We start from the raw sequence: 22,557 nt of genomic DNA, 5'->3' as shown, positions 1-22,557 counted from the left end.
TCTGTTCTCATCCTGATAGTCGCTGACCTCTCACCCAGATCGTCGCGCTATAGAAAGCTGCCGGCCCGCACCTAAGGAGCGGAAATCGGCGGCTGAATGGCCGAGAATGGTAGGCTGCCGACTCCCTGCGATTGTCAGCTATCCCCGCGAACCGGCTCCGATCCGAACAGTTGCCTATCGCCCAGTGCAGGTTATCCGGAAGAGAGGAGGCGGACGGATCGCATTGGGGAGCGTGGAATTGGCTGCTGGAGGACGGGGAAAGGTCGCTGCCGGTGAGGTCAGGCGGCTCGCTGCAAGTGACGGTTCGCTACATCGACTTCGGGGCAAGGTGCGTCAGCGCGGCTCGCAAAAGGCTGACCAGTCATTCATTCATCAGCAATCGGTGCTTTTCAAGCAAGTTTCCGCGTCGATACGCAGCTTCAGTTTTGCCCTTCACAACGTGAGCAAGTGCTGCCTCGGCCACTTCACCGGGATGCTCAGTCTCTTCGCTCACCCAATCGCGAAATGCCGACCGGAAACCATGTGCCGTGTAGGGTTCCTTCATTTCGCGCAGAAGCTTCGTCAACGTCATGTCGGACAGCGGGGTGTTCCGTTTCGCTCCAGGGAAGACGAGGGGGCAATCACCCAGTTTGAGGGCGGCTGCTCTCTCTATGATCCGAATTGCGCTCGGAGTGAGTGGAATGATATGCTCGCGGTTGGCCTTCATTCGCTCCTTCGGCACCGTCCAGAGGCAGTTCTCCAGATCAAATTCCTCCCACCGCGCCCCGCGAACCTCCCCCGATCGTGAAGCGCACAGGATTGCAAACTCGAGGGCCATCCGGCTGAATGACTCTCGTTTCCTGAGGCTGGCAACAAATGCGGGTACCTTACTATAGGGCATCGCCGCGAAATGGCCCTCATTCTTCGGCTGCTTCGGCAGACCTTTGGTCACCGCACGCATCGGTGCCTCTGATTCTCGGAAGCCGGAGGCAAAGGCCCAGTCGAGCACGGCGCCAATGCGCTGTCGGACCCGCCGTGCGGTCTCAGGCTTGGATAGCCAGATTTCGGCCAGGACATTGCGGATCATCGGGCCGGTGATCTCGGATACCTGGACATTGCCTAGTTTTGGGAAGACATAGGTCTCCAGCGTACGAAGCCACTGACCTTCATGCTTCTCATTGCGCCAGGTTTTGCGCTGGGCCGCTAGGACCTTGGCAGTGGCCTCCTTGAAGGTAGGCACGCCTTCGGCCTTACGCCGTTCGAAAACGGGGTCGAGGCCCAGCTCCACCCAGCTTCGAATCTCCCGAGCGCGCTCCCTTGCCTGGGCGAGCGACACCTTCGCCGCGCTGCCGATGCCAAAGTCGCGGCGGCTGCCGGCCTTCTGAACCCGGCACATCCAACTCTTGGTGCCGCTGGGTTGAATGATGAGAAAAAGTCCATCACCATCGCCCATGCGCCCGGGCTTGGTGGCGTTTCTCACAGCGGTCGCGGACAGCTTACCCATGCCACAAATCTTCCCACATTTTTTCCCACACGACGAATCGGTTGCAGGCGAACAGGGATGAATGCGGGTGGACGCGAATCACCCGAAAGACCTGATTTCTCAGGGTCTTATCGGATGGTTGCGAATGTGGCTGGACAAGCCGGTGGCGGAGACGCCGGGATTCGAACCCGGGGTGCCCCCTTAAGGGCACGACGGTTTAGCAAACCGCTGGTTTCAGCCACTCACCCACGTCTCCGAGTGCGGCGTTGTGCCGGTTCCCCTAGAGATAGCTGGATTTCCTGTCAACGCAGATAACGCGAAAAACGCGAACGACAGCGGTTTGCCGTGGCACAACGCTCGGCACAGTCTGTTCACGGGACGTTTCGTGAATCTGCGCGCATCCGGGGAGGGCGCAAGTCATGTCCTCTGAACCGACCACCCCCACCCCTGACAGAGAGGCGCTGCTGGCTGAGGCTCTGCGCGAACGCGACGAATATCTTGCCAAGGTTGGCGGCTGCACTGACGGCAACTGCATCATCGTGAAGCCGAAGGGCATGCACACGAATGGCGGGTGCCGGTGTGCGTCGTCTTTCGTAACGATGCAGCGCTTTGCCTACGCCAGCAACAGGTTTGCGGATGCTGTCCGCGCCCTCGCAGGAGATCGCCCGTGACTGACGACCTGCGACCTTGGGGGTATGCGCCCGGTGGATACGTGTTCACATGCGGCGATTGCCCGGAGAACCAGAAGATCATCGACAGGCCGGTGGGCGACAAGCGCTCTTGGCGGTGTGAGGCGCATGCTCGGGCGGCTCGGGATGCAGAGCCTACGTCCAAGCCTGCCTCTGACGACCTGATAGCACGGCTGCGGGCGATGTACTCGCATCGTGGTGATGGCATTCCGACGCAGTACGTTAACCCGAATGGCCCGGAAGCTGCCGACGAGATCGAACGACTGCGGAAGTTCAACGATGAACTGCGCCGCTACATGTACGATCGAAGTCCGGATCGCCGGGAAATGGTCTGCCGGAAATTCATGCCTGAGGTGCCCCATGACTAACGCAGAACTGGACGCGCTGGCGAAGGGGCTGACGAAGGCGCAGCGGGCTGCACTGGACGATCTACACATTTCAGGATCGGCGGCGCAGAGCGTTATGAAGCTAGGACTAACATGCGGGCACCTAAGTGAATTCGTCGCCGTGACCGCTCTCGGCCTCGCCCTCCGCAACCACCTCCGCGCCCAAGAAGGCAGTGCGGGAGGGGAGGGGGTATGAGTGCGATCATCTCCGAATGCGGCAAGTACCGCTACCGTCTAGATCGCTTCGGATCCACACATGCGCTCTGTACCGCGATCATCATGGTCAACCCGTCTACCGCAGATGCGGAACTGGATGACGCGACGATCCGTAAACTGCGTGGCTTTGGCGAACGCAATCAGTGGGGTCATCTGGTGATCGGCAACCTGTTTGCCTATCGCGCCACTGACGTGCGCGAACTCGGCAAAGTGTCCGATCCGGTCGGGCCTCAAAATGACGACTACCTGATGCGCATCATGGCCGAGGCAGATCAGGTAGTCTTTGCCTGGGGCCCAATCGCCAAGGTGCCGAAGTATCGGCGGAACCGCTGGCTGGACGTTGCTGGTATCGCGCGCGGCTCTGGGCTTGAGCCGCTGAGCATCGGCGCGCCTGCGAAATGCGGCCACCCGAAACACCCCCTTATGCTGCCCTATGACAGCCCGATCATTCCTTGGAGCATGCGCCCATGACTGACTTTTCCGCCGACAAGCTGCGCGCGCTGGATGCTGGAGCGAGGGACGCTCTGACGCAGTACATGGCGCTGGGCAGTCCCGACCCTGCAATGTCCGAAGACGCGCAACTGCGCCATGCATTCCTGTCCGGATATTGCGAATCCCGCCGCCAATCTGACGCCTCCATCCTCGCAATGGCAGAGGAGCGAGAGCGCAGCGAGAAGCACCGCAACGACCTTGCAGACAGGATCACGGATCAAAGCATCACGATCGGCGCGCTCAAGGCAGATAATGCGCGGATACGGGAGACTGGGATGCAACTGGCCTTCGCTGCCGGTGCCTTGAACATCGCAACGGACGGTATGGCCGATATGGATGAGGCCAGGCGCATCGTTCTTGATCGCCTGAAAGATTGGAAAAGCGCTCTCGGGGAGGAACCCAAACCATGACCAGCACGAACGACGAGCGCGAGGCGCTGCGGGACTTCGCAGACCGAATGCAGGAAGCCGCCGCCAATTGTTGCATTGATCCCGACGCAGGGCCGGATGCGCAGACTAGCATCTCGTTCACCGGAGAGGAGGGGGCGAAGCTGGCCCACGCGCTGCACAGTGTTCTCGCTTCCCTGCCCGCCCCAGCCGCCGGCGGCGGGGTGGATCGTCGGTAACGCGAACGCAACCTTTTGGCGCTCATGGGATATTGACGGTCCGATCTGGACGCATGATCGCGACAAGGCCACGCGGTATGTCCGCCGCGAAGATGCGGAGCGCGCCCACGGCGTTGACGAGGACGCTTGGCGGGTTGTGCCCTACGGCGACCCTGCAAGCGATCCTTGCAAGTTGGCAGGCGGCGCGAACACCGTCAGGCTGGCGCTTGAAGATGCCGAACAATTGGAGCGCATTGCCGAGGAGGCTGACGCCAACCAGTGGCAGGACTGGGCGGCAACCATGAGGCAGGCTGCGCACCATATCCGCGCCGCCCTCGCCAACCATTCTCCCGACGCCGGGGGCGTGGAGGGGGAATTCCTCCCAATGGAGGCTTGGGACAAGCGCGACGAAACGGTGCTGCTCTTGGTGGACTACAGCGACGGCGAAAACCCTCTTGATGATGCGCTTACCGCTATCACAATTGGCCACAACAACGACCATAACGTAGGTGATGGCGAAGGTAATGGCTGGGAGTTCGCGGGCTGGAACTGGCAGCAAGATTATTACACTCACGGCAGGGGCAAGCCGATAGGGTGGATGCCAATCCCGCACCATCTCGCCGCCCTCAACCCCGCCGACGCAGAGGGAGGGGAGTGATGGGCGGCGTTCCTGACTCGTTCAACGTCTGGGCAAAATCAATGATGGCATATGGCGGCGCGGAACGTCTGGAGGATCGCGCCCCGGAAAACGCAGCCGCCTCCGTCATCCAAACCGCCCTAGAAGAAGCCCGCGCCGAGGAGAGGAGGGCGGTCACAGCATGGCTGCGGACCTATGCAGAACTGCTTTGCAAAAACCAGGCGATCGTCCTTATTACTGCAGCCGATACCATAGAGAGAGGTAAGCACCATGGACGAGGTTGATCAAATTATAAGTGTGCTGACCCAAGAACAAAAAGCAGTTTTCCTGGCTGGTCATTTATACGATCTTCCGCGCGGCCTTACGAAAATCGCGCACATTGATGAGAAAGGCTGGAGTACGCGAGTGCTCACTGAAAAGGGCGAGCAGGTATTGGTTCGCCTCAAGGCGCAGGAGAAATAGGGTGAGCGTCTGCAAATGGCACTACGAAGATGGCATGCGGTTCCTCGTCCCTGGATGTTGGAACCGTGTCATCGGTGGCGACAGTGCCGAGTGCCATTGTGTAGACAGCGCAGAAGATGATTTGCGCAAGCAGGTTCGCGAACTGCAGGACCAGTTGAACTGGATGAAGCTGCAGATGCAGGATCGCTTGCCCACCGATTCCCGCTGATGTAGGATGCGGGGGCAAAAGGAGAGATCTGGCACGTCCAGTTCTACAGAGGCGGCTTGGGTAACCGGGCGACATGCCGCAGCGAGTGGAAGCCTCGCAAGCACCCCCGGCTGCAACCGGGAAACGAAGTGGTCGAGGCCGCCGCTGTGCAGGAAGGCCGGGAGGTTCTCATGAGTGGATCATGGATTGAAGGCTGGGGCGGCACCAGACGCTAACCCTCTACCTATGGTAGAGCGGAAGCGGCAAGCGGTGGAAGCCCGCTACTTCCCGCAATCCACCTCCATCCCCTGCGCCTCGAAATACCGGCACAGGCGAACCCCGGCAGCACGGACGCGATCGCCCCATCCTTCCACGCGCGAGTTGTAGAGCGCCGACGCGGCCGGATCGGTCACGATGTCGTCGCCGGGTACGGGCTTGGCCTCAGTCGCCGCCGATATGTCGGCACGGCTCGGGAACGCGACCGAGCTTCTTGAGGCGCAGGCAGTTGAGCTGGAGATCAGGAGCAGACACAGAGCTGCCAGTCGGAGCGGCCTTGATCGCATCTTCGCGTTCCCTCTCGTTGATCATGTTGATGATGGCGTCGTTCGCCCGGTCTTCGGCGCTACGTTCCTTGGCCTCGGATGCGGTGGCTGCGCGCTTCTCGTCATGCCTCTCGATCACCTTGGCGTCGTGGCGCGCGAACCACCACCAGACGAGGGCGATGGTCAGCAGGGCAAGGGCGAGCCATACAGCACCGCGCCGGATGCCGTCAGGGAGGCCAGTGAACCACAGGCGGGCGGCGGTCCAGGCAGCGGTGATCATGGCTTCTTCTCGGGCGGCGCGCTCTCCGCTGCAGCCTTGAGGGCATCAAACGCCTTGCCGGTGTTCTCCGTCGCCGTCTCGCTGTTCTTGTTCAGGACATAGTGGAACGCGACCACCGTGCTGACGAAGCCCGAAAGCTGGCCCAGCATGTAGACGATAAGCTGCTCATTGGCCTGCGGGATGTTCTTGAACAGCAGGGCGACCAGCACCGAGATAAACGCGAAGACCAAGCCCACGCCGATATAGTCGCGCAGGGAGAGGGGAGGGTGCTGCTTCATGCCCATTTCCCGGCGTACAGCTTGGCCTCGTCCGCCCGGCGGTTCTTGAGCCCGTCCATGGGCTTGCCGTCGTTGTAGATCCACTTGCCGAACTCGGCCTGCGCCCCTGCGTAGTCACCGGCCTTGTGCTTCCTGCCCAGCGTCGAGGCCGCGATCTTTCCGGTGTTGTAGTGGAACGAGACGAGCGCATCGAACTGGTCCTGCGTCGTCGGCGTGGTGCCGATGAACTTGGACACGGCTGCGGCGTAGCTCACCAGGTCCTGAGCAAAGCGCGCATCGGCCTGCGCCTGCGTCCATACGGTGCCCTTGGTGATGCCGGGGCCAGTGCTGCCCCAACCGATCGTCCACGGATTGCCGTCCGCGCTGCCGGGATCAGGATAGGCGACCAGCTTGCAGCCCTCCCACTTGTGCATGACGGCGATGCCCTTGGCGCCGACGGTGCGCTGGCCCGGGACGAGCTCGCGCGGCACGCCTGCCTGATCGAGCGCGGCGTTGATCGCATCGACGTGGGCTTGCGTGAAGCCGGAGCCCTTGGCGGTGCGGGCGGCTGCGAAAATGGGTGTACGGGGGTCCATGATCATTCCTCCGGGATTGCTGTCGGCACGAGGCGTGCGGCGGTGAGCACGCTCTTCTCGGCCACCTCATTCGCTTCCTGCCGCTCACGCTTCTGGCGTACCCGCGCGGCCGCCTCGCTGGCCTTGGACGGGTCCTGCTCGATGAGGGCGAGCAGCAGGGTCAATGACGTGTCCAGATTGTTCATGCGGTGGCGCATGTGCTGGATTTCCGCCGCATGCTGGGCGCGCTCCTGCTCGAGCTTGGCGGTGTGCTCGGTCGCCTGCTTGTCTAAGCGGGTTTCCAGTTCTGCGATGCGCTTGCCCATACCCTCGATATCAGCCCTGCGCTGATTTCCGGCGATGATCTGCCACGGCCCCCATTGCTTGATGATCAGCGAGATGACGCCGATCCCTGAGATAATCGCGGTCGTCCAGACAGCGGCCCGGATCGAGCCGCCGTTCGTGGTCTGCACTACCGCTTCGGCGGCAGGAACGATGTCGGCGGCTTCCATCTCAATACCCCTTTTTTCCGCCGATCATCGGACAGTCTTCCGAGATCGCGAAGGCCGCGGCTTTTCGCCGGAGAGGTAATGACCGTTCTCATTAACCGCATAATCGGTTGCATTGATCGATGTGCTGCAACACGGGTGAACATGCATGATCATGAATCCGCCATGGCAAGGACATATGCATTCGGAACGGGCGGCAGGGGGCATCGTCAGGACCCTCGCCACGTGGGCAGCGATACGGCACCATCCTCGTGCTGGACCGAGAACAGCACTTCGCCATCCACCAGAACATCCAGCGCCGGGGCTGCTGTGCCGTCGTGCCAGATCACCGAGATTACCCCAGTTGCCTCGCCGGAAGCGGTGGTCACTAAAACTGCGTCACCGACCTCAAGGCCGCTTGCTTGCAAAAGGCCGTCCTGCGCATTCTCCAGTTCGAGCTGCGCCAATAACTCATCGTGAATTTGGTCCTCGGCCTTGGGCATTGCGATCTCCTTATTCACGATACCGGCTCAATCTGGCGCAACCCGGCCACCTGCGCCGATCCTATGCCCTTAGCGGCGGGAGAATCTGTCGCAGGGTGGAGGTTGTCAGTCGTTGAGCCACCCATGGCGGTGACTATATTTGAAGCCCCCCAGCCACCGTTAAGGGCGACATCACTGAGAGCGACGTTGCGCCGCGCCGCGAATTTGCGGATTGCTTCCGCATAGTCGTTCGTGGTCAGGCCCAGCGTGTTGTGCGCCGGGCTCGACCATCCGCGCGGCACATAGTCAGGAATTTCACCGTAGGGCGTGGTGCCAATTGACAATCGCTTGCCCGGCCAGCGCGCAAATGATCTGTCAGCCCACGTGTTGAGCGCGCCGTAGAACGTGGTGGGATCGAAAGTGCGTGTGCGGCGCGCGGCAAGAGTACCCGGCGTGGTGGACAGGTTATAGGTTCCCGCCCCGCCTGTGCCGGTGCCGAGACTGGTGATGTAAGTGCCGGGGGTGACCCCTGCAGCGTTCACGGTGTCGCCAACCTTTATAGTGGGGCCGCCGCCAACGGCAGTCACGGTCATCACGCTCGTTGCGAAAGATGCTGTTCCGTACCAACCATCGAGATCACCAAGCGGGACGTTCTGAGCCCAGTCATTCGTACCGCCCATCAGGTGGATAAGGTCGAATGTCGTGCCGATGGCAGTAATGCGAGCTTCTTGACACATGGCGTTTGTGTCGCCTGCGGGGCCGCTAATCTTGGTTCCGCCGATGCCGAAACTCGTAATGATAAGGCCGAGTATGGCAGCAACATACCCCTGCCAGGTATTTCCCTGAGTTATGGAATCTCCAAGGAATGCCGCGCTCTTGCCATACCATCGGCTCGAGCTTCCCGAACCGCCACTGCCATAGCCGTCAGGCTTTAGCTTCAGTCCATACACCGCATATGGCGTTGCGCTCGATCCGGCCTCAAGCTGCGCGCCGCTAGTGGTAGCATTGTAGACGGTGACACGGACATAGTAGGCACCTGCAGGGGCAGTGAAGGTGTTGCCCGGATCATTCGAACCTCCGGATACTACAGTCCCCGATGTGTTTGCGAAGAAACACCACATACGCATGTTCGTCGCAACGCCGTTCTGCGACGAAACATATTGCTGTCCGGGGGTGACAGGGAGGTAGGTAGTGTAGCTGTTTTGCGCCGAGGTCAGAGGGCTCCCCGCGTTCGACAATGCCATGCCGACCGTGAGGCCGCTCAGGTTCAGGATGTTCTTCGAGAATTCAATGAACGCTGTCTTGTCTGCGGTAAGCGTGCCAGTCGCCAGGGCCGTACCGGAAAGCAATCCGGGGATCGCCTTGGAAAGATCGAGCACCTTGTCATACGGCACATATTCCGTTGGCAGAACCGTACCCGGCACCGCCATGAACGTAGCTGCAGGCTGGTTGGCCTTCTGACTGGACAGCCGGAAGTGCGTTGCACCAGATGCTTTGGTGAGGGTGTAGTTCTGCGTTCCGGGATTGACTGACGTTCCCGAGATGGCCGTGTAGACACCGCCCGAATAAATAGCTTGAACGAGCCAGTTTCCGCGAGAAAGCGTCACTTGGGTAACGCCAGCCGGCCACGCGATCCAGGCTGACGCAAAATATTGCACGTTAGACTCAAGCGCGCCGGTTGGGCTGACGTAATTGTTATCCGTCAAGGTTGCGAGGTTGAATAGGTTCTTGCGGTAGACGGCGGAGGAAACGGCTGGAGCGTCAATGCCAGCCATAGCCGCGATAGCCGCATCCCGTGCGGCCACTGCTTGGTCTACTAGTGGCTGAACGACGGCGTTGAGCAATGCGACATATGCGGTATCGATAGCCCACGCGCCGCCCTGAACGATCCAGAACGTGTTGTTTGCCGCCGTGCCATCGGCATAGACGCGGGCCTGCTTGCCATTGTCCGCAGACGTCACCGCAGGAAGCGAGGCCGCAGTCGCATACGCAGGGATGCCCGACACAACACCGGTAATATTCTGCTGCAGTTCGGTGATCGCCGCCAACATACCCTCACGCGAGGGTTCCATCGCAGGATTTGGCGGATTTCCGAAAAGTGCGTCCTTAGCTGTCTCGACTGCGCCCACAACGCCACCTTTGAATATATGCTGCGCGACATTACCCCGAGACGCAACAATAGACAAGGCAGTTGAAACTTTAGAAAAGCGTTACGGTTGTTTCAGTGGCTCTGGCAGCTCTCCCCGATACGTTCCTTGCGTGGAGGGATCGCGCCCCTCCACCGGCTGCAGTCGCCCATCCTTGCGGACGACTGCGCCGATGACGGGTTTCTCCCTCGCGCTCACGTGACGGTCGCGCTGACAGGACCGGTGGGCGAGGCATCAAGCGAGGCCCCATCGGTCGCAACGATCCAGTAGAACCATGTGCCCGCTGCGACCGTGTCCTCGATCGACTGGACCTGTCCGACGCCGCCGCCGAAGCTGTCGATGATCTTGGTAGCCGCGCCGAAGTCGCTGGTCGTCCCGCGCCATATGTCGGACGAGAAGAACCGCAAGTCGTTGGGGTTCTTCCACGTCACGACCGCCTGGCCGGCACCCCCGTCTACGGTGAGGTTGGTCGAAGGCGGCAGCACCGCCTCGGTCGACTGCACCGAATATTCCCACGCGGGTCCGGCCCCGGAGGAGACGACATAGCGATACCGGACGGTGTAGCTCTGGCCCTCCAGCAGTACGCCGCTGACCGCCGTGTTGAGGTTGATCGTCAGGGGCATCCACGGGTCATTTTCGCTGCCCGTGATGTCCGAGGTCAGGATGTATTCCGCCACATAGCTGGCATCGTCGCGGGGGACCGCAGGGAAGTCGATGCGGATTGCGCCGTCCTGGACATAGACGTTCTCGCCAGTGATCGCGGGGAAGGTCGCGGTGGCTATGGTGCCGTCGACGACGGGCTTGGGCTGCTCCTCGCCGGGAAGCAGGGTCCAGCGGCTTGAGTTGACGGGAACGGCTCCGAAGCCCGTGAAGATGCCCGCGCCGTCCAGCTCAACGTTGGTTGCGATCTCGTAATCACCGGCAAACGTGTTGTCATAGTTGATCGACACGATGCGCTTATGTCGCGCCTGCAGCCCGCGCAGGTTGACAGTTGGGCCGATCTTGTGGCGGGGCTGCGAGCGCATGCCGATCGCTTTCGCCAGACGCATGGCCTGGTTATGGTTCTGGCACGCCTGAATTTCGACGGTCAGGAACTTGGGCGTGGTGAGCGGGTCATAGTACAGTGGGTTGAGCCAAGCGGCCGAGGGCTGCACGGTGAAATTCGCATCCGGCTCCATGTACTTGACGATGACGCCTTGGGTTTCGCTTTCACCGTCCTGGGCCTCGACGCTGGACATAGCCATGATGTCGCGGTTGCGGGAGAAGGCGAGAGTTGGCTCCTCCCAGTGGCCGACGTCGATGTATGACTTTCCCGTTTCGTCGAAGAATATGTAGGCATCTGAGGCAATCTGGATTTCCTTCTCCGCATCCACGCGGCGCTTGCTGTCCACGATCGCGACGCCTGCCTCATAGCGCTTCTGCGTCCCCTCTATGCCGGTTACGTCCTCGTCGCAGATGTCGGCCTGCGCCGCGATCATGTCCCAATTAATTGACGATTCCGATTTGCCTCTGCCGAACGGATGGGTTCGGAACCACGCCCACACGAGAGCCGCATTGCGCGTCGGCTTGTACGTCGTGCGGTCGCCAAGCACCTGCGTCTCGTCGCGCGGGTCATAGACGTTCGCCCAATCGCCAAGCACGCTGACGGCGGGTTCGCCGAGCCCGAACGGACCGCGCCACCGATAGATCTTGTAACGGTGCTCGACGTCGAGAGCATCCATACAGATGACCGAGAAGGTGGTGCCGACAAGGCGGTGGTCGGAAGTCCACTTCGACGGGAAGGCGCTGTCCAGTGCGGCGATGCGGGGAGGGGTGGGATCAGTCTCGCTGTAGGTCGTCGTCCAGATGCGGACGTATCCTTTGCCCTGACCGTCCGCATCGGCCGGGTCTTTCGCCTTGTTCGTCTTGAGGCGGAACTCCTTCTGGTAGACATATCCCGCGCTATCCAGCGTCACGGGCTCGTCGTCGAGGAAGTAGCTGTAGTCTGGATGCAGGATTTCGTCGCTGTGGACGATCAGCATCCACCAGCGGCCTTGGCTATCGAATTCGCCAAACAGGGCGCCGCCGCCGGAACGAGCGCGACCGCAGTGGAGCCAGCGTGGAGGGTCGGAGATTTTTACGTTGGTTTTCCCGGACTCCATGTCCGGCGCATTGCTTCTACCGTATAGCACTGCTTGGATGAGGTATGTGCCAGCAGCTACGATCACAGCGCCTATAAGGGTGGCGACAAAAGCGCTGCTGGAACCGATTGTCGAAGCTACGGCAGCACCCAAGCCCGGGGCAAAATAGATCAGGGCAGCGACCGCTACTAGCGCGACTAGCTTCTTAACGAATCCCACGCCACACCCCACGCCATTGCACGAATTTCAGCCGCAGTTCGATCAAGCCGCGCTCCAGCCTCACGGCCACACCGTCCCCAGTGCAGAGCGCCGGGATTACGTAATCAGCATCGGCCATCAGTCCGATCAAGTCGCCGCGCTGGGGCTCACCTTCAACGGCGGTCCCGCCGACTATCTCGATCGCCCGTTCCATGCCGCCAAGTTCAGCGAGCACGACCATCGCCTCGTCGCTGTCCGCATAGGTGCCCGCAAACCACGGCATGCGGTCAGTCACGCCAAGCGCCATGAAGTATGCAGCCGCCGACAGCACGCAGTCGTTCACGCCGTACTGATGGGGGTGCCTGCGCCAGTCGCGCAGCGTTTCGTCCACCAAGTCCATCACGGCACCTGGTAGGTTCGATTGGCGAGCAGGGCGAGGTATTCAGAGCCGCGATCGACCGAGACACCGAGCTGCTGCGCACGGCGCTTCTGCATCGTGTCGGCATAGGTCCGATCAGGCGTTTCGCTGCGCCCGTGGTTGTTGTCCTTGGCCGTGATCGAGCAGGTATAGGTCTTGACGACAGTGCCCGACGACGACCGCTCGGGCTTCTCGTCGAACTTGGGCGAGAACATCGTCATCGTCTTATAAAAGCTGATGGGCGTGCCAGGGCGTAGCCCTTCGCCTTCTCGGAACAGCACGAGATAGCAGGTGAGCGAGCGTCCGAAGACTTTGGACTGTTCGGATTTCAGCCCGTTGTAGAGCGCGAGAATTTCGTCTTCCTGACCGGGGATGGTCGGGATATTGAACGAGAACGTGTAGGAGGCCGCCGTGCCGTCGCGACCATCCTGCAGCGAGGGTGTCTTGTGCAGGTTGCCGCCGTTTGCATCGATCGTCCCCAGCCACTCGTTATCGTCGCTGTCGATGAAATTGCCTTGCCCATCCCACAGGCACACGGGCTCGCCGAGGAAGTCGTAGAACCAGCACTTGCGAACCATGGCTACGATGTCAGTCACGTCGTCGGCGGCGCCAAGCAACTCGTCGATCTGGTCGTAAAACTCGCTCATAGGATCGCCTGCTGAAAGACTATCCGACCCGGCTTCACATGACCCATGTTGTTGTAGGCTGCGCGGATCTCCGAACCGTTGCTGATCCGGCCGGTGAACCACGGGCGCAGGTAACAGCTATCCCCTACTGCAATATCGCGGGCCAGGGGCGTGGTCAGGATGGCGGTGGCGATGTTCCCGTCATAGCTGATCTCGTCGATGAGATAGCTGTCGAACTCGTGGCCGATCACATGGCCGGGGCTGACGATGGGGCCAACGCCTGTGAGGTCAAACTGGATGGCGATCGATCCCTTGAGGGCGATAGCGGAGTATGTGGCCGTGAAGTCGCCGTCCCAATTCTCCTGATTGGACCACGTCTGCCCGTTGTCCCACGGCACAGCGGTGCGACCACGGCGGCGGCTGTAGGCAACCTGAGGGGAAGGCGCCAGGCGCACGCGGAACACTTGCCCGCCGATCTTCGACATGATCCACGACGCGAGCGGGAAGTCCCACTCGGTGTTGATGATCGCGGGCTGCATTTCCAACACTGAGAAGCCGCCGGGCTCCGGGGTTATGAACTGTGCGCCGCCTGCAGTCAGGCCGCCGTCGTAGCCAGCCCCCGGCGTGTGGAAAAGCTGCGTTTCGATGCGAAAGGTGGGGAACTGGTAAATCTTCGTCATGTGGCGAACGCCCCATCCACGTCGAGCTGCTGCAGGAGCGTTTGCAGGTCCCGCTTCATCTGGTCGTAGGTTTCCTGGCCGCCCTGGCGCACAAGCTGCGCGATACCGTCCAGCCCGACCGCGCCCGCGAACTGGAACGTTGGGTTGTAGTCGCCCATGCGGACGCTAGGCTTGCTGTTGCCGCCATGGATCTGCACGCCGAGCGAGCCGTTCGCGCCGCGCTTGAGCGGCATGATCGCTTCGGGGCCTGCCTCGCCCATCTCACCGAGCGCGCCACCGTTGGCGAAGCGGAACAGGGTGGGCGACGTGACGATGCTGTTGGTGAAGGCACCGCCGTTGGCAAAGCGCTGGGCAGTACCGAAAGCTCCACCGTTTGCCCACTTGATGCCCTTTGAAATGCTGGTCCAATCGATCGACGAATTTCCAGTGCTGACCAGGCTGCTGGACGAGCTTCCACCTCCACCGAAGATGCTCGACATGAAGCCGCCGCCTCCGCCTGAGAACATGCTGTCCAGGAAGCCGTTCAAGGTCTTGTCGAGCAGCTTATCGATGATCCGATTGAGGCTGTTGATCACGCTGTCGGCGAATGTCTTGAAGAGGTTTCCACCCTCACGGACGCCGTTGATCCAGTCAGTGAAGAAGCCCTTCGTCACCTCGCGCGCGTCCGCGATCGCCTGCGCCTGCTGGTCGATGGCATAGCGAGCTTCGGCGTATGCCTCTGCCTGGCGCCGGGTCTTCTCTATATCGACGTCCTTGAACGCCACGCCCGCCTGCAGGGCCTTGTTGATGAGGTCCTGCTGGTAGTTGTAGGCGATCAGCTCTTTGCCAGTGAGGCCGAGGGACGCGCGCTCGACGTCGAGCTGGCGCATGTTCTCGGCGTGCGCCTTTGCATTGTCCGCAGCCACTTGAGCGCGGATGTTCGCATACTCCTTGTCCGCAAGGGCTTCCGCGGCGCTACGGATCACCTCCCGATCATTCTCGGTCAAGGTAATGTGCTGCTGAATCGCGCGGTTCAGTGCCTCCTGCTCATACCGGAGCGCCGACAGATCGCGCCCATAGACCCCAATCTGCGCCGATGCATCCTTGAGGCCCTGCCACTGCTGCATGAACTGCTGGCGGGTGTCCTCACGGAAGGCCGCAACCCGGTTCGCCTCGGATAGCTGCGCCATCGCTGCCGCGAGGGACTTGATCTGAGCGACTTGCTGCGGGTTGAGCTTCAAGCCGTGCTCGGACGCCTTGTTGAACAGGTCTTGCTCATAGGTGACACGGGCCAACGCCTCGCCATAGAGCCCGATCTGCGCGCGAGCCTTGGTGAGATCGTTCTCCATCTTCTGCGCCTCCTTGAGGAGGTCGCCGAAGTCATATTTATGGGCACCGGCAGCGGGCTTGTCATACATAGCCTTGGCCATTTCAGCCTGGCGATCCTGCGCATTCTTCCGGGCTTGCTTGACCACGTCATCCATGAAGCCCTGCGCGTCGGCGTAGGCATCCTTGTAGCCCTGAACGAGCGTGCTGAACGGATTAGCCGCCTCACCCTTGCGCACGTTGTCCATTGCGACTTTGATCGCGTAGAAGCCGCCGGTGAAAGCCGCATAGATGCCGGCGATCGTTGCGCGGGAAGCATCCGCCATCCAGTCGAGGAAAGCGTTCCAACCGCTCTTGAGGTCGGCTGTCGACAGCCCGAAGGCGTTGACGATGCGCTCGAAACCGACTTGGAACACGGCCTTGAAGGTGTCGCCCCAAGTGACCGTGACGGCGTTGAGCTTCTTCACCTCCTCCTTGGTGTAGCCCATGGCGGTCGTGTACTTCTTGAGTCCGCTGTCATCATTGGCCTGATGGGTAATGGCGGAGATAGCCGCAGCCAAAAGGCCCGCAGCTAGGATCAGCGGGGCAAACGGGGCCAGGAATGCCAAGACCTCTGCTGCGGCAGCACGGAACACGGCACCGACCGTTGCCCCGGTAGCTGCCGCCCTGTTCTGCAGGATGTCGAGAAGCTGCGGCCCCTGCTGGATTGCGATCATGAAGGGCGACATGCCCATGGCGGCGGTCACACCAATGTCCGCCAACTGACGAGAGGCGTTCAAGCCGTCCTGGGCCGTGAACTTGATGGCCGTGCTGACCTTCTTGGCGCTTTCCTCGACTTGCCCGAGGCTGTTGCGATAGGCGATGATATGGGCGTCGGATTGCTGCGTTGCCGACGCCTGGCTCGCTAGGGCTTGCTGCCAAGCCGTCACATGCGCATTGGCCTGCATCTGCTGCGCCGACAGAGCGGCCAGATGCTGGGTGTAGGCGATGACATGGCTGTCAGCGGCCGCGAGCGCGCGTGAGACATTGTCATTCGCCGCCGCAACACCCTGAGACGCCTTTCCCATCCGATCCAGCGAACTGACGATCACGCCGAGCTTCGCGTCCATGGACTGCATGGCAGCGACGATCTTGCTGATCGACCCGGAGTTCAGTCCGGCGGCTGCGCCCGCTCGTTTCGCCGCGGCAGAGAATGTGTCGAGGTCGTTGGCAGCCCGCAGCACAGACGAGCTTTCGACGTTCATCTGTAGGGCGGCGACTTCGGTCATCTCTTCCTCACATCCGGCCTGCAAATGCAGCCATGAATTGTTCCTCTGCCGTCATCTGCGGGGCCTTCTCGGCAGGCTTTTCGCTTCGGGCGAGATAGACCTTGTCCATCGCACGCATGCAGTGCTCGAACATTTCAGCGTCGTCGTAGGACCACCCTTGGGTGTGCCGATCGATGGCGCTTGCCGGTATCTCTCCCTCTGCCATGCCGATTTGCCGTTCGGTTGAGAGGCGGAAGAATGCGGTGTACCAACCGCCGAAGCCGTCGATGAAATCGGGCGGAAGAAGGTCGTCCGGGATCTCAGGCCCATCCTCTTCCGCCAGCTTCTTTGCCGCGCTGTAGGCGTCTCCATGTTCGAGAGCCCAGCGCAGCACATCGGTCAGTTTCCCGCCGCTTCCTTGGCGCGATCAGCGATCTTCTCGGCCACGCGATCGCCAGCCCACTCCACGCCTGCACGGTAGGCGGCCCCGATGCCAAGGTTATCGTTGGCGGTGAGCAGCATGACAGCATTGTCCTTGCTGTAGGGAAGCGGTTCGCCGTTAGCGGTCATCGCCGTGAAGCCTTCCGCCTTGGACAGGTCCCAGTCGAGCAGGATGTGCTCGGCGAGGGGCTTCCCGGTAGCGATCTGGAAACCGACGGCGCCTTCATCGGTGCGCAGCTTCTTGCCGCTGCGACGAGCAAGGCCGGCGGTTGCGACCTGGAACGGCTTGTAGTTCGTCGAGCGGACCAGCAGCCGGACACCCTCAAGGGTGGGGATGTCGTCGATCCACTCGCCTTCGTCGATGCTGATCTGATTGCTGAGGGCGGAAATATCCATGCGATGTGTCCTCGGGCCGGTTCGGGTCTAAGGACGGCAGGGGACCCGATCCCCGCCGCCCCTAGCTGGTCAGACGCGAACGAGGTTGGTGTTCGGCTTGATCGAATGGGTGCCCATCTGCGCGGTGTTGGCCTCGCCTCCGTTCTCCGACGCCGAAAGGGCGATGCCGTAGAACATGACGGTGCGGCCAGCGGGCTGCGCGGTGGCGGTGATGGAGGTTGCGGTGCCCGCGGCCGTGGTCGCGATCGCTGCGCCGCCGGGGGTGGCGGAAACCGAGAAGGTGGTCGGGGTCAGGCCAGCTGCAACCACATAGTAAACGGTGCCAGCGGTCAGGCCGGTGGGCAGAGTGCCGCCGGTCGCGGCGAAGATGACCGGAGAGCCGGCCTTGAGCCCATGGCCACCGGGCCACGTGACCACACCAGGAGTCGCAACACTGATCGTGACCGGGCCATTTGCCGCGCAGCCAGCGCCCCACTCGATCTTGAAGGCGTAGTTCGAGCAGTCGTCGACAGCCTGACGAAGCCTGTTCTGGCCCGGGTCGCTGTAGTCAGGGGCGAACACGTTCTGCATTTCAGCAGCATTCTTCGTGCCCTTGATCGTCTCGGTGCGATCGGCGTCGATGAAGTTCTGGCTGATCGCTTCGCGAGCGTCACCAAGGGCGCCGGCGTTCGTCCAGCCATTGATCTGGAGCCACTCGGTTTCCTGCGGCGCGAAATCCGTGAGGTCCACGGTAAGGTCGGTAGGCAGCGCTACGCGCGTCCCGATGTAGATCTTCGATCCTGCGACAGCCTGCAATGCCATGTTCGGTGCTCCCGTTGCCCAGGCATCGCTGGGTGGCGCTTTGGTTGCCGAACATTACAGGCATGTCAAACGATACGCAAGATATGTGCGTGACAGCGCATCATTAGTTCGCTTGACGGCATGATTGGACATCTCCTTCATCCACGATCATAGTCGCCCTCAGGGGGAATCATGCTCTACGCGATCATCTTGGCGTCAACTGCGGCGGCGCCCGGCGTCTGTCAGAAACTCGAAGCTGAATATGAAGGCGCGTCCAAGCGTCTTGCCATGTCGTTTGCTGCGGATAGTGGTGACGTCGCTGAACGCCGAGGGTCGAGTATTCGCGCGCAGGCAAGCGAGACGCTTAAACTGCTACAGGCGCACAGATGCTCGGTGCCAACCGCCACGCCGGCCGCGCAGCCATATGTCAGCCAAGCACTTCGCTGTCAGCTGGATCGCGTGAAGGGAATTGATGATCCGAACGCCGTAGAGCCCGACAGTTGCGACATGACGCGCTGGGTCAGGAAGTAGGATTCGCGGTGTTGGGGCCGATACTGCGCACCTTGAGGCACTTCTTCTGAAATTTACCGAGGTCGCGATCGATCCATTTGGCCGCGACGGGGTGGCGATAGAATACCCGAATAAGCGTTTGGCCGCCCTCAACCCTGACCTTGTATCGCAGCCATGGATCATTCGGCGTTCCGAACGCTCCACCCGGCCCCGCGTCGATATCAGATCCGCCATCAACAACGATAGGCATGACCGCGCCGTACATGCGCGCCAACTGCCTAGCCAAACAGGCCGAGGCTTCCGTTTGGCTCATGTCCAGAACCGCGACCTTGCCCCAATCCCTATGAGGAAAATCGGTATCATCACCGGCATAGGCTGGCGCAATGACACTGGCAGCGAATCCAGCGAGGATCAGGGCGGGGGTTTTCATGGCGGGGAAAGTGCCATCATGGCGGGCGCTTGGCCAGCCTAGTCGCCGAACATGCGGCGCTGCACTTCCTTGTCATTGATCTGAAAGCGGCGGCTGATGAAGTCGATGATCTGCTTCCCTGCCTCGGTAGCCGCTACCTTGTGGCCCTTGCAGGTCAGGCAATGCAGGCTCGGCGCAAACTCGTAGGGGTCTTTTTTGCGATACTTCCCCGTGCCGTTGCAATCGGTGCACGGCTCTTCAAGAGGCGGCAGTCCTGAGTTGTGGCCTTCCATCTGTCATCTTCCGTATCGTTGAGGCTGATGCCTTGTGCGAGCTATGGGCGGGCGTCTCTGCGGACGGTTAGGCGGGCGGATCAATCTCGGCATAATGGGTGATGCCGGACAGTTCCCCGCCAACGCCGGTGTCCTGCCAGCCTGGATCACCTTGACCGAAGTGGGCATGCTCCTGCCAGCACGCCACGTCGGCATTTTCGCCGTCCCACACCAGAACCTCGCGCCCATCTTTCAGCGCATCCGGCAGGCCGGCGATGGGGCACCAATCGATCGCCATCACCCTTCCTCCAGCGCTGCGTCGATCATGGCAGGGAACGTCTCGCTCGGGAGCGGATCATACCCGAACTTCTCACGATCCTCGGCGACGGAGATCATCGCCTCACTCGGCTCCCGGATGGCCTGCAGGACGGCGCGGGCAAGTGTGAGTACGTCAGCCTCGGTGAAGGGGCAAAGGTCGCTAGTGCCTTCTCGCGTGAGGGGGTAATCGCCGAGGTCGGGATCAGCGTTGAGGATCGGAAATCCGTCCTCGCCTCTCGCTTCGCACATCGCTCGACAGGCGCGTTCGAGGGGCGTCATTCAATGACACCCTTAATGCGAACCGGTTGAGCCGCTGCAATCTCAATCATCTGCGTGGGCGCAGGCATTGCGACAGGACGCCATCCGTCGATCCCGGCAGCTGCATTAAGCAAACGGGCAATTTCAGCAGCGAGTTGCGGCGTAAAGGATGTAGCGATCACATCGCCGCCATTGTCGATTACGTTCCGGCCGTAAGCGCGAACGGGAACGAACACCTGTGACGGCGGTGTGAATTGGGTTAGGTCTAGGTTAGCCATCGTGCGTCGCCTCGCATGGGTGGTCAGGGTCGGCGGTGTTAGCGCACCGCTGGCCCGATCATACCACGGCGGGAACGGTCACGCTACATCGACGACCAGAACACCCGCACCACCGCAACGCGATAGGTGCCATCGACATAGGGCTGCATCGAGGCGCTGTCCTGCGTGACGCGCAGGCGCGAGGGGCCATAGGTCATGCACAGGTCTTCCGGGAAGTGCGCCGCGACCTGACCGGCAATTTCCTTGAGCTGGGTATGAGTGACAGCGCGCGCGATCGGCCACTGGACCGTCAGCATGAGAGTGCCGCTGCGTATGCCGGGAACGCCTGAGATGCCGCCGCGCACAGGGTCGTTCACCACGTCGGAGATCGTAAGAAAAGGTGCGGGGCCGACGCTATCGGTGGGCGGCACGATGGTCGCATCAGGCTCGAACCTTGGCAGCACTGGCGATGTCACCAGCGTGTCGATGCGCCCCTTGAGCGCAAGCCAATCTGTCGTCTCGATCGCGGGCATCAGCGTTTCCTCGGCTTTGCCAGTGCGGCGTTCGTTCCGCGCGTGAGCGGCTTGATGTCAGTAGTCTTCACGAACTCCCTGCGCTGCACTTCCCGCTCAACGGCCTCTCGGATAAAAGTCGTGCGATCCTCGCCGTCTTTTAGAACGGCCTGAATACGCGCCAACGTGCCCGCCTCGAAAGCGGCCTCTCTTTTCTCAGGGAATCGCAGTTTTCGGCCCACCGCCGGGGCGCTAGCGCATATGCCTTTTTCTGCCAAGGTGGAGTTATTTCGCATATGCCTAATTGACCTTATAACCCATATGCCTTATCGGTAACGCATATGGGTTATTTGTTCAAGTGATGGAGTTCCTATGACTACGCAAACGACTTCCGCCACCCCTGTGCCTGCACAGACCGTCCGCACGTCGTCGGGCCTCCGGGATACGCTGTTTGACGCTCTGGATGGTATTCGAGCAAAGACGATGACGCCTCCCGAAGCGCAGGCGATCAGCAAACTTGCCGCACAGATCACAGGGTCTGTTCTCACCGAGATCGAATTTTACAAACATATCGGTCGCCACAATCTGGAAGGCGGCAAGGTAGCTTCGGTTATCGTGTTGGGATCAGAGGGCGACGCTCATCAATGAGGCGAAGCTACCACGGCGGCTGCCAGCGTTCGCTTTACGAACTTTGGGCCGCGTCAGGCATTCCTACTTTAGGGACAAAGGAGGGGTGGCAAATCTACAAAGGGCTTATCCCGAAGCCCCGCGCGGCATCTGACGGCTGCGGCATCCGTACTGGACCCTGCATGTATAGCCGCAAACGTCGGGCGCTGGCTGATATGATGCTTGCCAGCGGCAACCCTACTTCGTTTTGCGCAGTATGCGGCAAGTACCTTTCTCAAATGGGTGCGGAAATTGCTGGCTTCCCGTCAGTTAGGCGGGTGTGTCAAGACTGCGGGCGAGTGTTAAGCCGCGTGTATGCCTATCGCATAAATAGGTTCAATGAATGCCGCCCTCTAGAAGAACTTTCAGAGATTGAGCAGGTAGAGGTGCGCGACCTCTGCGCATTGTATGCGGTCGCCACTCATCTGAGAAACAAGTCAAAAGCGCTATGAAGCCACGCCCCACACCCGCAGAACTTCGTCAACTGCTCCGCTACGAGCCTGAGACAGGCAAGCTGTTCTGGCTTCCCCGAACCGCCGACCAGTTCCCCGACCGCCGGTCATTCAGCACATGGACCTCCCGTTTTTGCGGTAAAGAGGCCTTCATCAGCATCACGCCAGACGGCTATAAGTACGGCGGGATATGGGGGGTTAAGCACTATGCCCACCGGGTGATATGGGCGATCCTGCATGGCGAATGGCCACCGAACGACGTAGACCATATCAATGGCGACCGTGCGGATAACAGGCTGTGCAATCTGCGGGCGGCAACGCGCGCTGAAAACCTGAGAAACACTGGCGCGCGCCCTCACAATCGGCTTGGCGTAAAGGGCGTTACCCTGCTCGCGTGCGGAAAATATCGAGCCGAAATCAAGGCGCCCGAAAGTAAGCGCCATTTAGGCCGCTTTGACACGCTGGAGGAAGCAAGAGCCGCCTATAACGCCGCCGTGCTGGAGGCGCATGGGGAGTTCGCGAGACTGAGTTAGCCCTTCCTAAGCTTGGCCACCTGCTCAGCCAAAATGGCAGGCCATTTGGCGGCTGCGGCTTCGGCAAATCCATAACCCGAGCGATTGCTATATCCAGTAGTGATTACCGCTTGCGCAGAGCCGTAATAACGGCCTGCACTATCAGTTCCTACATACCCGAAATTCATGCGGCGAGCATAGGCGGCAGTCCAACCGATATAGACTGTTTCGCCGGGCTTGATGGCGCCGATACCGGCCGAGAAACTGCCCGCCG

Annotated in this window: 35 protein-coding genes and 1 tRNA gene; 12 read left to right on the top strand and 24 right to left on the bottom strand. The window is 61.0% G+C overall.

Going from position 1 to position 22,557, the window contains the following annotated elements; genetic code table 11:
* Positions 1 to 361: 361 nt before the first annotated feature.
* Together LH128_RS05235 and LH128_RS05230 are read right to left on the bottom strand one after the other, a co-directional pair.
* The gene (locus LH128_RS05235; protein ID WP_008828540.1) at positions 362 to 1,483 is read right to left on the bottom strand and encodes a tyrosine-type recombinase/integrase; all 1,122 of its coding nucleotides are present in this window, start codon (positions 1,481 to 1,483) and stop codon (positions 362 to 364) included.
* Between the two features lie 143 nt (positions 1,484 to 1,626).
* Positions 1,627 to 1,718, bottom strand: a tRNA-Ser gene (locus LH128_RS05230).
* Between the two features lie 163 nt (positions 1,719 to 1,881).
* On the opposite strand from LH128_RS05230, the gene LH128_RS05225 reads away from it, so the two are divergent.
* From LH128_RS05225 to LH128_RS32735, 9 genes are all read left to right on the top strand, one after another.
* Positions 1,882 to 2,133 carry a hypothetical protein gene (locus tag LH128_RS05225; RefSeq protein ID WP_008828539.1) on the top strand — a complete coding sequence of 84 codons (252 nt, stop codon included), beginning with the start codon at positions 1,882 to 1,884 and terminating at the stop codon, positions 2,131 to 2,133.
* Complete coding sequence (locus tag LH128_RS05220; RefSeq protein WP_008828538.1) at positions 2,130 to 2,519, top strand: hypothetical protein; 390 nt, start codon at positions 2,130 to 2,132, stop codon at positions 2,517 to 2,519. Before LH128_RS05225 ends, LH128_RS05220 begins: the two co-directional genes overlap by 4 nt.
* 210 nt (positions 2,520 to 2,729) lie before the next feature.
* The gene (locus LH128_RS05210; RefSeq protein WP_008828536.1) at positions 2,730 to 3,224 is read left to right on the top strand and encodes a DUF1643 domain-containing protein; all 495 of its coding nucleotides are present in this window, start codon (positions 2,730 to 2,732) and stop codon (positions 3,222 to 3,224) included.
* On the top strand, positions 3,221 to 3,655 hold the full coding sequence (locus tag LH128_RS05205) for a hypothetical protein (RefSeq protein ID WP_008828535.1): 435 nt from the start codon (positions 3,221 to 3,223) through the stop codon (positions 3,653 to 3,655). The genes LH128_RS05210 and LH128_RS05205 overlap by 4 nt, the downstream gene beginning before the upstream one ends.
* Positions 3,652 to 3,870, top strand: a complete 219-nt coding sequence (locus tag LH128_RS05200; protein ID WP_008828534.1) for a hypothetical protein — start codon at positions 3,652 to 3,654, stop codon at positions 3,868 to 3,870. The genes LH128_RS05205 and LH128_RS05200 overlap by 4 nt, the downstream gene beginning before the upstream one ends.
* Before the next feature lie 136 nt (positions 3,871 to 4,006).
* Complete coding sequence (locus tag LH128_RS05195) at positions 4,007 to 4,507, top strand: hypothetical protein (RefSeq protein WP_327195066.1); 501 nt, start codon at positions 4,007 to 4,009, stop codon at positions 4,505 to 4,507.
* Positions 4,507 to 4,770, top strand: coding sequence for a hypothetical protein (locus LH128_RS33145; RefSeq protein WP_008828532.1), 264 nt, complete (start codon positions 4,507 to 4,509; stop codon positions 4,768 to 4,770). Before LH128_RS05195 ends, LH128_RS33145 begins: the two co-directional genes overlap by 1 nt.
* Complete coding sequence (locus tag LH128_RS32740; RefSeq protein WP_008828531.1) at positions 4,757 to 4,948, top strand: hypothetical protein; 192 nt, start codon at positions 4,757 to 4,759, stop codon at positions 4,946 to 4,948. The genes LH128_RS33145 and LH128_RS32740 overlap by 14 nt, the downstream gene beginning before the upstream one ends.
* Position 4,949: 1 nt before the next feature.
* On the top strand, positions 4,950 to 5,156 hold the full coding sequence (locus LH128_RS32735) for a hypothetical protein (protein ID WP_008828530.1): 207 nt from the start codon (positions 4,950 to 4,952) through the stop codon (positions 5,154 to 5,156).
* 420 nt (positions 5,157 to 5,576) lie between these two features.
* Here the strand turns inward: LH128_RS32735 and LH128_RS05190 are convergent, their stop codons facing one another.
* The 14 genes from LH128_RS05190 to LH128_RS05125 all read right to left on the bottom strand — a co-directional run bounded on the left by LH128_RS05190 (position 5,577) and on the right by LH128_RS05125 (position 18,138).
* Positions 5,577 to 5,957 (bottom strand): hypothetical protein, encoded by a 381-nt coding sequence (locus LH128_RS05190; protein WP_008828528.1) that lies wholly within the window; start codon positions 5,955 to 5,957, stop codon positions 5,577 to 5,579.
* A complete protein-coding gene (locus LH128_RS05185; protein WP_037517886.1) occupies positions 5,954 to 6,235 on the bottom strand; it encodes a hypothetical protein in 282 nt (93 codons plus the stop codon). The genes LH128_RS05190 and LH128_RS05185 overlap by 4 nt, the downstream gene beginning before the upstream one ends.
* Positions 6,232 to 6,810, bottom strand: coding sequence for a lysozyme (locus LH128_RS05180; protein ID WP_172704953.1), 579 nt, complete (start codon positions 6,808 to 6,810; stop codon positions 6,232 to 6,234). The genes LH128_RS05185 and LH128_RS05180 overlap by 4 nt, the downstream gene beginning before the upstream one ends.
* 2 nt (positions 6,811 to 6,812) lie before the next feature.
* Positions 6,813 to 7,301, bottom strand: a complete 489-nt coding sequence (locus LH128_RS05175) for a hypothetical protein (RefSeq protein WP_008828525.1) — start codon at positions 7,299 to 7,301, stop codon at positions 6,813 to 6,815.
* A gap of 206 nt (positions 7,302 to 7,507) precedes the next feature.
* Complete coding sequence (locus LH128_RS05170) at positions 7,508 to 7,780, bottom strand: hypothetical protein (protein WP_008828524.1); 273 nt, start codon at positions 7,778 to 7,780, stop codon at positions 7,508 to 7,510.
* Positions 7,781 to 7,794: 14 nt separating this feature from the next.
* On the bottom strand, positions 7,795 to 9,810 hold the full coding sequence (locus LH128_RS31265) for an SGNH/GDSL hydrolase family protein (RefSeq protein ID WP_008828523.1): 2,016 nt from the start codon (positions 9,808 to 9,810) through the stop codon (positions 7,795 to 7,797).
* Positions 9,811 to 10,100: 290 nt separating this feature from the next.
* Positions 10,101 to 11,927, bottom strand: coding sequence for a hypothetical protein (locus LH128_RS05160; protein WP_327195065.1), 1,827 nt, complete (start codon positions 11,925 to 11,927; stop codon positions 10,101 to 10,103).
* 304 nt (positions 11,928 to 12,231) lie between these two features.
* Positions 12,232 to 12,624, bottom strand: coding sequence for a DUF6950 family protein (locus LH128_RS05155; protein WP_008828521.1), 393 nt, complete (start codon positions 12,622 to 12,624; stop codon positions 12,232 to 12,234).
* Positions 12,624 to 13,289, bottom strand: a complete 666-nt coding sequence (locus LH128_RS05150; RefSeq protein WP_008828520.1) for a hypothetical protein — start codon at positions 13,287 to 13,289, stop codon at positions 12,624 to 12,626. Before LH128_RS05150 ends, LH128_RS05155 begins: the two co-directional genes overlap by 1 nt.
* A complete protein-coding gene (locus LH128_RS05145) occupies positions 13,286 to 13,948 on the bottom strand; it encodes a hypothetical protein (RefSeq protein WP_008828519.1) in 663 nt (220 codons plus the stop codon). Before LH128_RS05145 ends, LH128_RS05150 begins: the two co-directional genes overlap by 4 nt.
* Positions 13,945 to 16,521: a phage tail length tape measure family protein gene (locus LH128_RS05140; protein WP_008828518.1), complete on the bottom strand. Its 2,577-nt coding sequence runs from the start codon at positions 16,519 to 16,521 to the stop codon at positions 13,945 to 13,947. Before LH128_RS05140 ends, LH128_RS05145 begins: the two co-directional genes overlap by 4 nt.
* Positions 16,522 to 16,528: 7 nt before the next feature.
* Positions 16,529 to 16,894, bottom strand: a complete 366-nt coding sequence (locus LH128_RS05135) for a phage tail assembly chaperone (protein WP_008828517.1) — start codon at positions 16,892 to 16,894, stop codon at positions 16,529 to 16,531.
* A 5-nt stretch (positions 16,895 to 16,899) separates the two neighbouring features.
* Positions 16,900 to 17,337, bottom strand: a complete 438-nt coding sequence (locus LH128_RS05130) for a hypothetical protein (protein ID WP_008828516.1) — start codon at positions 17,335 to 17,337, stop codon at positions 16,900 to 16,902.
* Between the two features lie 69 nt (positions 17,338 to 17,406).
* Positions 17,407 to 18,138, bottom strand: coding sequence for a hypothetical protein (locus LH128_RS05125; RefSeq protein ID WP_008828515.1), 732 nt, complete (start codon positions 18,136 to 18,138; stop codon positions 17,407 to 17,409).
* Between the two features lie 171 nt (positions 18,139 to 18,309).
* On the opposite strand from LH128_RS05125, the gene LH128_RS05120 reads away from it, so the two are divergent.
* The gene (locus LH128_RS05120; protein ID WP_037517879.1) at positions 18,310 to 18,648 is read left to right on the top strand and encodes a hypothetical protein; all 339 of its coding nucleotides are present in this window, start codon (positions 18,310 to 18,312) and stop codon (positions 18,646 to 18,648) included.
* Here the strand turns inward: LH128_RS05120 and LH128_RS05115 are convergent.
* From LH128_RS05115 to LH128_RS05090, 7 genes are all read right to left on the bottom strand, one after another.
* Entirely contained in the window at positions 18,638 to 19,057 is a 420-nt protein-coding gene (locus LH128_RS05115) for a hypothetical protein (protein ID WP_008828514.1), read from the bottom strand. The two genes, LH128_RS05120 and LH128_RS05115, sit on opposite strands and share 11 nt — an antisense overlap.
* Positions 19,058 to 19,095: 38 nt before the next feature.
* Complete coding sequence (locus tag LH128_RS05110) at positions 19,096 to 19,329, bottom strand: hypothetical protein (protein ID WP_008828513.1); 234 nt, start codon at positions 19,327 to 19,329, stop codon at positions 19,096 to 19,098.
* Positions 19,330 to 19,396: 67 nt separating this feature from the next.
* Positions 19,397 to 19,606 carry a hypothetical protein gene (locus LH128_RS05105; protein ID WP_008828512.1) on the bottom strand — a complete coding sequence of 70 codons (210 nt, stop codon included), beginning with the start codon at positions 19,604 to 19,606 and terminating at the stop codon, positions 19,397 to 19,399.
* Positions 19,606 to 19,905: a hypothetical protein gene (locus LH128_RS05100; RefSeq protein WP_008828511.1), complete on the bottom strand. Its 300-nt coding sequence runs from the start codon at positions 19,903 to 19,905 to the stop codon at positions 19,606 to 19,608. Before LH128_RS05100 ends, LH128_RS05105 begins: the two co-directional genes overlap by 1 nt.
* On the bottom strand, positions 19,902 to 20,162 hold the full coding sequence (locus LH128_RS33140; RefSeq protein WP_172704952.1) for a hypothetical protein: 261 nt from the start codon (positions 20,160 to 20,162) through the stop codon (positions 19,902 to 19,904). The genes LH128_RS05100 and LH128_RS33140 overlap by 4 nt, the downstream gene beginning before the upstream one ends.
* A gap of 83 nt (positions 20,163 to 20,245) precedes the next feature.
* A complete protein-coding gene (locus LH128_RS05095) occupies positions 20,246 to 20,674 on the bottom strand; it encodes a phage tail terminator-like protein (protein ID WP_008828510.1) in 429 nt (142 codons plus the stop codon).
* Positions 20,674 to 20,895, bottom strand: a complete 222-nt coding sequence (locus LH128_RS05090; protein WP_008828509.1) for a hypothetical protein — start codon at positions 20,893 to 20,895, stop codon at positions 20,674 to 20,676. Before LH128_RS05090 ends, LH128_RS05095 begins: the two co-directional genes overlap by 1 nt.
* Before the next feature lie 130 nt (positions 20,896 to 21,025).
* Here LH128_RS05090 and LH128_RS33135 point away from each other — a divergent pair, with 130 nt between their 5' ends.
* Entirely contained in the window at positions 21,026 to 21,301 is a 276-nt protein-coding gene (locus tag LH128_RS33135; protein WP_172704951.1) for a hypothetical protein, read from the top strand.
* Between the two features lie 466 nt (positions 21,302 to 21,767).
* Positions 21,768 to 22,304 (top strand): HNH endonuclease, encoded by a 537-nt coding sequence (locus LH128_RS05085; protein WP_008828508.1) that lies wholly within the window; start codon positions 21,768 to 21,770, stop codon positions 22,302 to 22,304.
* Here LH128_RS05085 and LH128_RS33130 read toward each other — a convergent pair.
* Positions 22,301 to 22,557: hypothetical protein (locus tag LH128_RS33130; RefSeq protein ID WP_008828507.1), on the bottom strand; the 257-nt coding region annotated here is incomplete at its 5' end. The two genes, LH128_RS05085 and LH128_RS33130, sit on opposite strands and share 4 nt — an antisense overlap.

The sequence above is a fragment of the Sphingomonas sp. LH128 genome (genome assembly GCF_000293195.2).
Classification (GTDB): domain Bacteria; phylum Pseudomonadota; class Alphaproteobacteria; order Sphingomonadales; family Sphingomonadaceae; genus Novosphingobium; species Novosphingobium resinovorum_A.
Note: the sequence above shows the minus strand (reverse complement) of the source record. Positions and strands in the feature narration are given on the sequence as shown.

What these genes read in the sequence shown, in the direction of transcription:
- LH128_RS05235 (WP_008828540.1), bottom strand. Translation starts at nt 1,483, where the DNA reads ATGGGTAAGCTGTCCGCGACCGCTGTGAGAAACGCCACCAAGCCCGGG.
- LH128_RS05225 (WP_008828539.1), top strand. Translation starts at nt 1,882, where the DNA reads ATGTCCTCTGAACCGACCACCCCCACCCCTGACAGAGAGGCGCTGCTG.
- LH128_RS05210 (WP_008828536.1), top strand. Translation starts at nt 2,730, where the DNA reads ATGAGTGCGATCATCTCCGAATGCGGCAAGTACCGCTACCGTCTAGAT.
- LH128_RS05205 (WP_008828535.1), top strand. Translation starts at nt 3,221, where the DNA reads ATGACTGACTTTTCCGCCGACAAGCTGCGCGCGCTGGATGCTGGAGCG.
- LH128_RS05200 (WP_008828534.1), top strand. Translation starts at nt 3,652, where the DNA reads ATGACCAGCACGAACGACGAGCGCGAGGCGCTGCGGGACTTCGCAGAC.
- LH128_RS33145 (WP_008828532.1), top strand. Translation starts at nt 4,507, where the DNA reads ATGGGCGGCGTTCCTGACTCGTTCAACGTCTGGGCAAAATCAATGATG.
- LH128_RS32740 (WP_008828531.1), top strand. Translation starts at nt 4,757, where the DNA reads ATGGACGAGGTTGATCAAATTATAAGTGTGCTGACCCAAGAACAAAAA.
- LH128_RS05190 (WP_008828528.1), bottom strand. Translation starts at nt 5,957, where the DNA reads ATGATCACCGCTGCCTGGACCGCCGCCCGCCTGTGGTTCACTGGCCTC.
- LH128_RS05185 (WP_037517886.1), bottom strand. Translation starts at nt 6,235, where the DNA reads ATGAAGCAGCACCCTCCCCTCTCCCTGCGCGACTATATCGGCGTGGGC.
- LH128_RS05180 (WP_172704953.1), bottom strand. Translation starts at nt 6,810, where the DNA reads ATGGACCCCCGTACACCCATTTTCGCAGCCGCCCGCACCGCCAAGGGC.
- LH128_RS05175 (WP_008828525.1), bottom strand. Translation starts at nt 7,301, where the DNA reads ATGGAAGCCGCCGACATCGTTCCTGCCGCCGAAGCGGTAGTGCAGACC.
- LH128_RS05170 (WP_008828524.1), bottom strand. Translation starts at nt 7,780, where the DNA reads ATGCCCAAGGCCGAGGACCAAATTCACGATGAGTTATTGGCGCAGCTC.
- LH128_RS31265 (WP_008828523.1), bottom strand. Translation starts at nt 9,810, where the DNA reads ATGTTGGCGGCGATCACCGAACTGCAGCAGAATATTACCGGTGTTGTG.
- LH128_RS05160 (WP_327195065.1), bottom strand. Translation starts at nt 11,927, where the DNA reads ATGCTGATCGTCCACAGCGACGAAATCCTGCATCCAGACTACAGCTAC.
- LH128_RS05155 (WP_008828521.1), bottom strand. Translation starts at nt 12,624, where the DNA reads ATGGACTTGGTGGACGAAACGCTGCGCGACTGGCGCAGGCACCCCCAT.
- LH128_RS05150 (WP_008828520.1), bottom strand. Translation starts at nt 13,289, where the DNA reads ATGAGCGAGTTTTACGACCAGATCGACGAGTTGCTTGGCGCCGCCGAC.
- LH128_RS05145 (WP_008828519.1), bottom strand. Translation starts at nt 13,948, where the DNA reads ATGACGAAGATTTACCAGTTCCCCACCTTTCGCATCGAAACGCAGCTT.
- LH128_RS05140 (WP_008828518.1), bottom strand. Translation starts at nt 16,521, where the DNA reads ATGACCGAAGTCGCCGCCCTACAGATGAACGTCGAAAGCTCGTCTGTG.
- LH128_RS05130 (WP_008828516.1), bottom strand. Translation starts at nt 17,337, where the DNA reads ATGGATATTTCCGCCCTCAGCAATCAGATCAGCATCGACGAAGGCGAG.
- LH128_RS05125 (WP_008828515.1), bottom strand. Translation starts at nt 18,138, where the DNA reads ATGGCATTGCAGGCTGTCGCAGGATCGAAGATCTACATCGGGACGCGC.
- LH128_RS05120 (WP_037517879.1), top strand. Translation starts at nt 18,310, where the DNA reads ATGCTCTACGCGATCATCTTGGCGTCAACTGCGGCGGCGCCCGGCGTC.
- LH128_RS05115 (WP_008828514.1), bottom strand. Translation starts at nt 19,057, where the DNA reads ATGAAAACCCCCGCCCTGATCCTCGCTGGATTCGCTGCCAGTGTCATT.
- LH128_RS05110 (WP_008828513.1), bottom strand. Translation starts at nt 19,329, where the DNA reads ATGGAAGGCCACAACTCAGGACTGCCGCCTCTTGAAGAGCCGTGCACC.
- LH128_RS05105 (WP_008828512.1), bottom strand. Translation starts at nt 19,606, where the DNA reads ATGGCGATCGATTGGTGCCCCATCGCCGGCCTGCCGGATGCGCTGAAA.
- LH128_RS05100 (WP_008828511.1), bottom strand. Translation starts at nt 19,905, where the DNA reads ATGACGCCCCTCGAACGCGCCTGTCGAGCGATGTGCGAAGCGAGAGGC.
- LH128_RS33140 (WP_172704952.1), bottom strand. Translation starts at nt 20,162, where the DNA reads ATGGCTAACCTAGACCTAACCCAATTCACACCGCCGTCACAGGTGTTC.
- LH128_RS05095 (WP_008828510.1), bottom strand. Translation starts at nt 20,674, where the DNA reads ATGCCCGCGATCGAGACGACAGATTGGCTTGCGCTCAAGGGGCGCATC.
- LH128_RS33135 (WP_172704951.1), top strand. Translation starts at nt 21,026, where the DNA reads ATGACTACGCAAACGACTTCCGCCACCCCTGTGCCTGCACAGACCGTC.
- LH128_RS05085 (WP_008828508.1), top strand. Translation starts at nt 21,768, where the DNA reads ATGAAGCCACGCCCCACACCCGCAGAACTTCGTCAACTGCTCCGCTAC.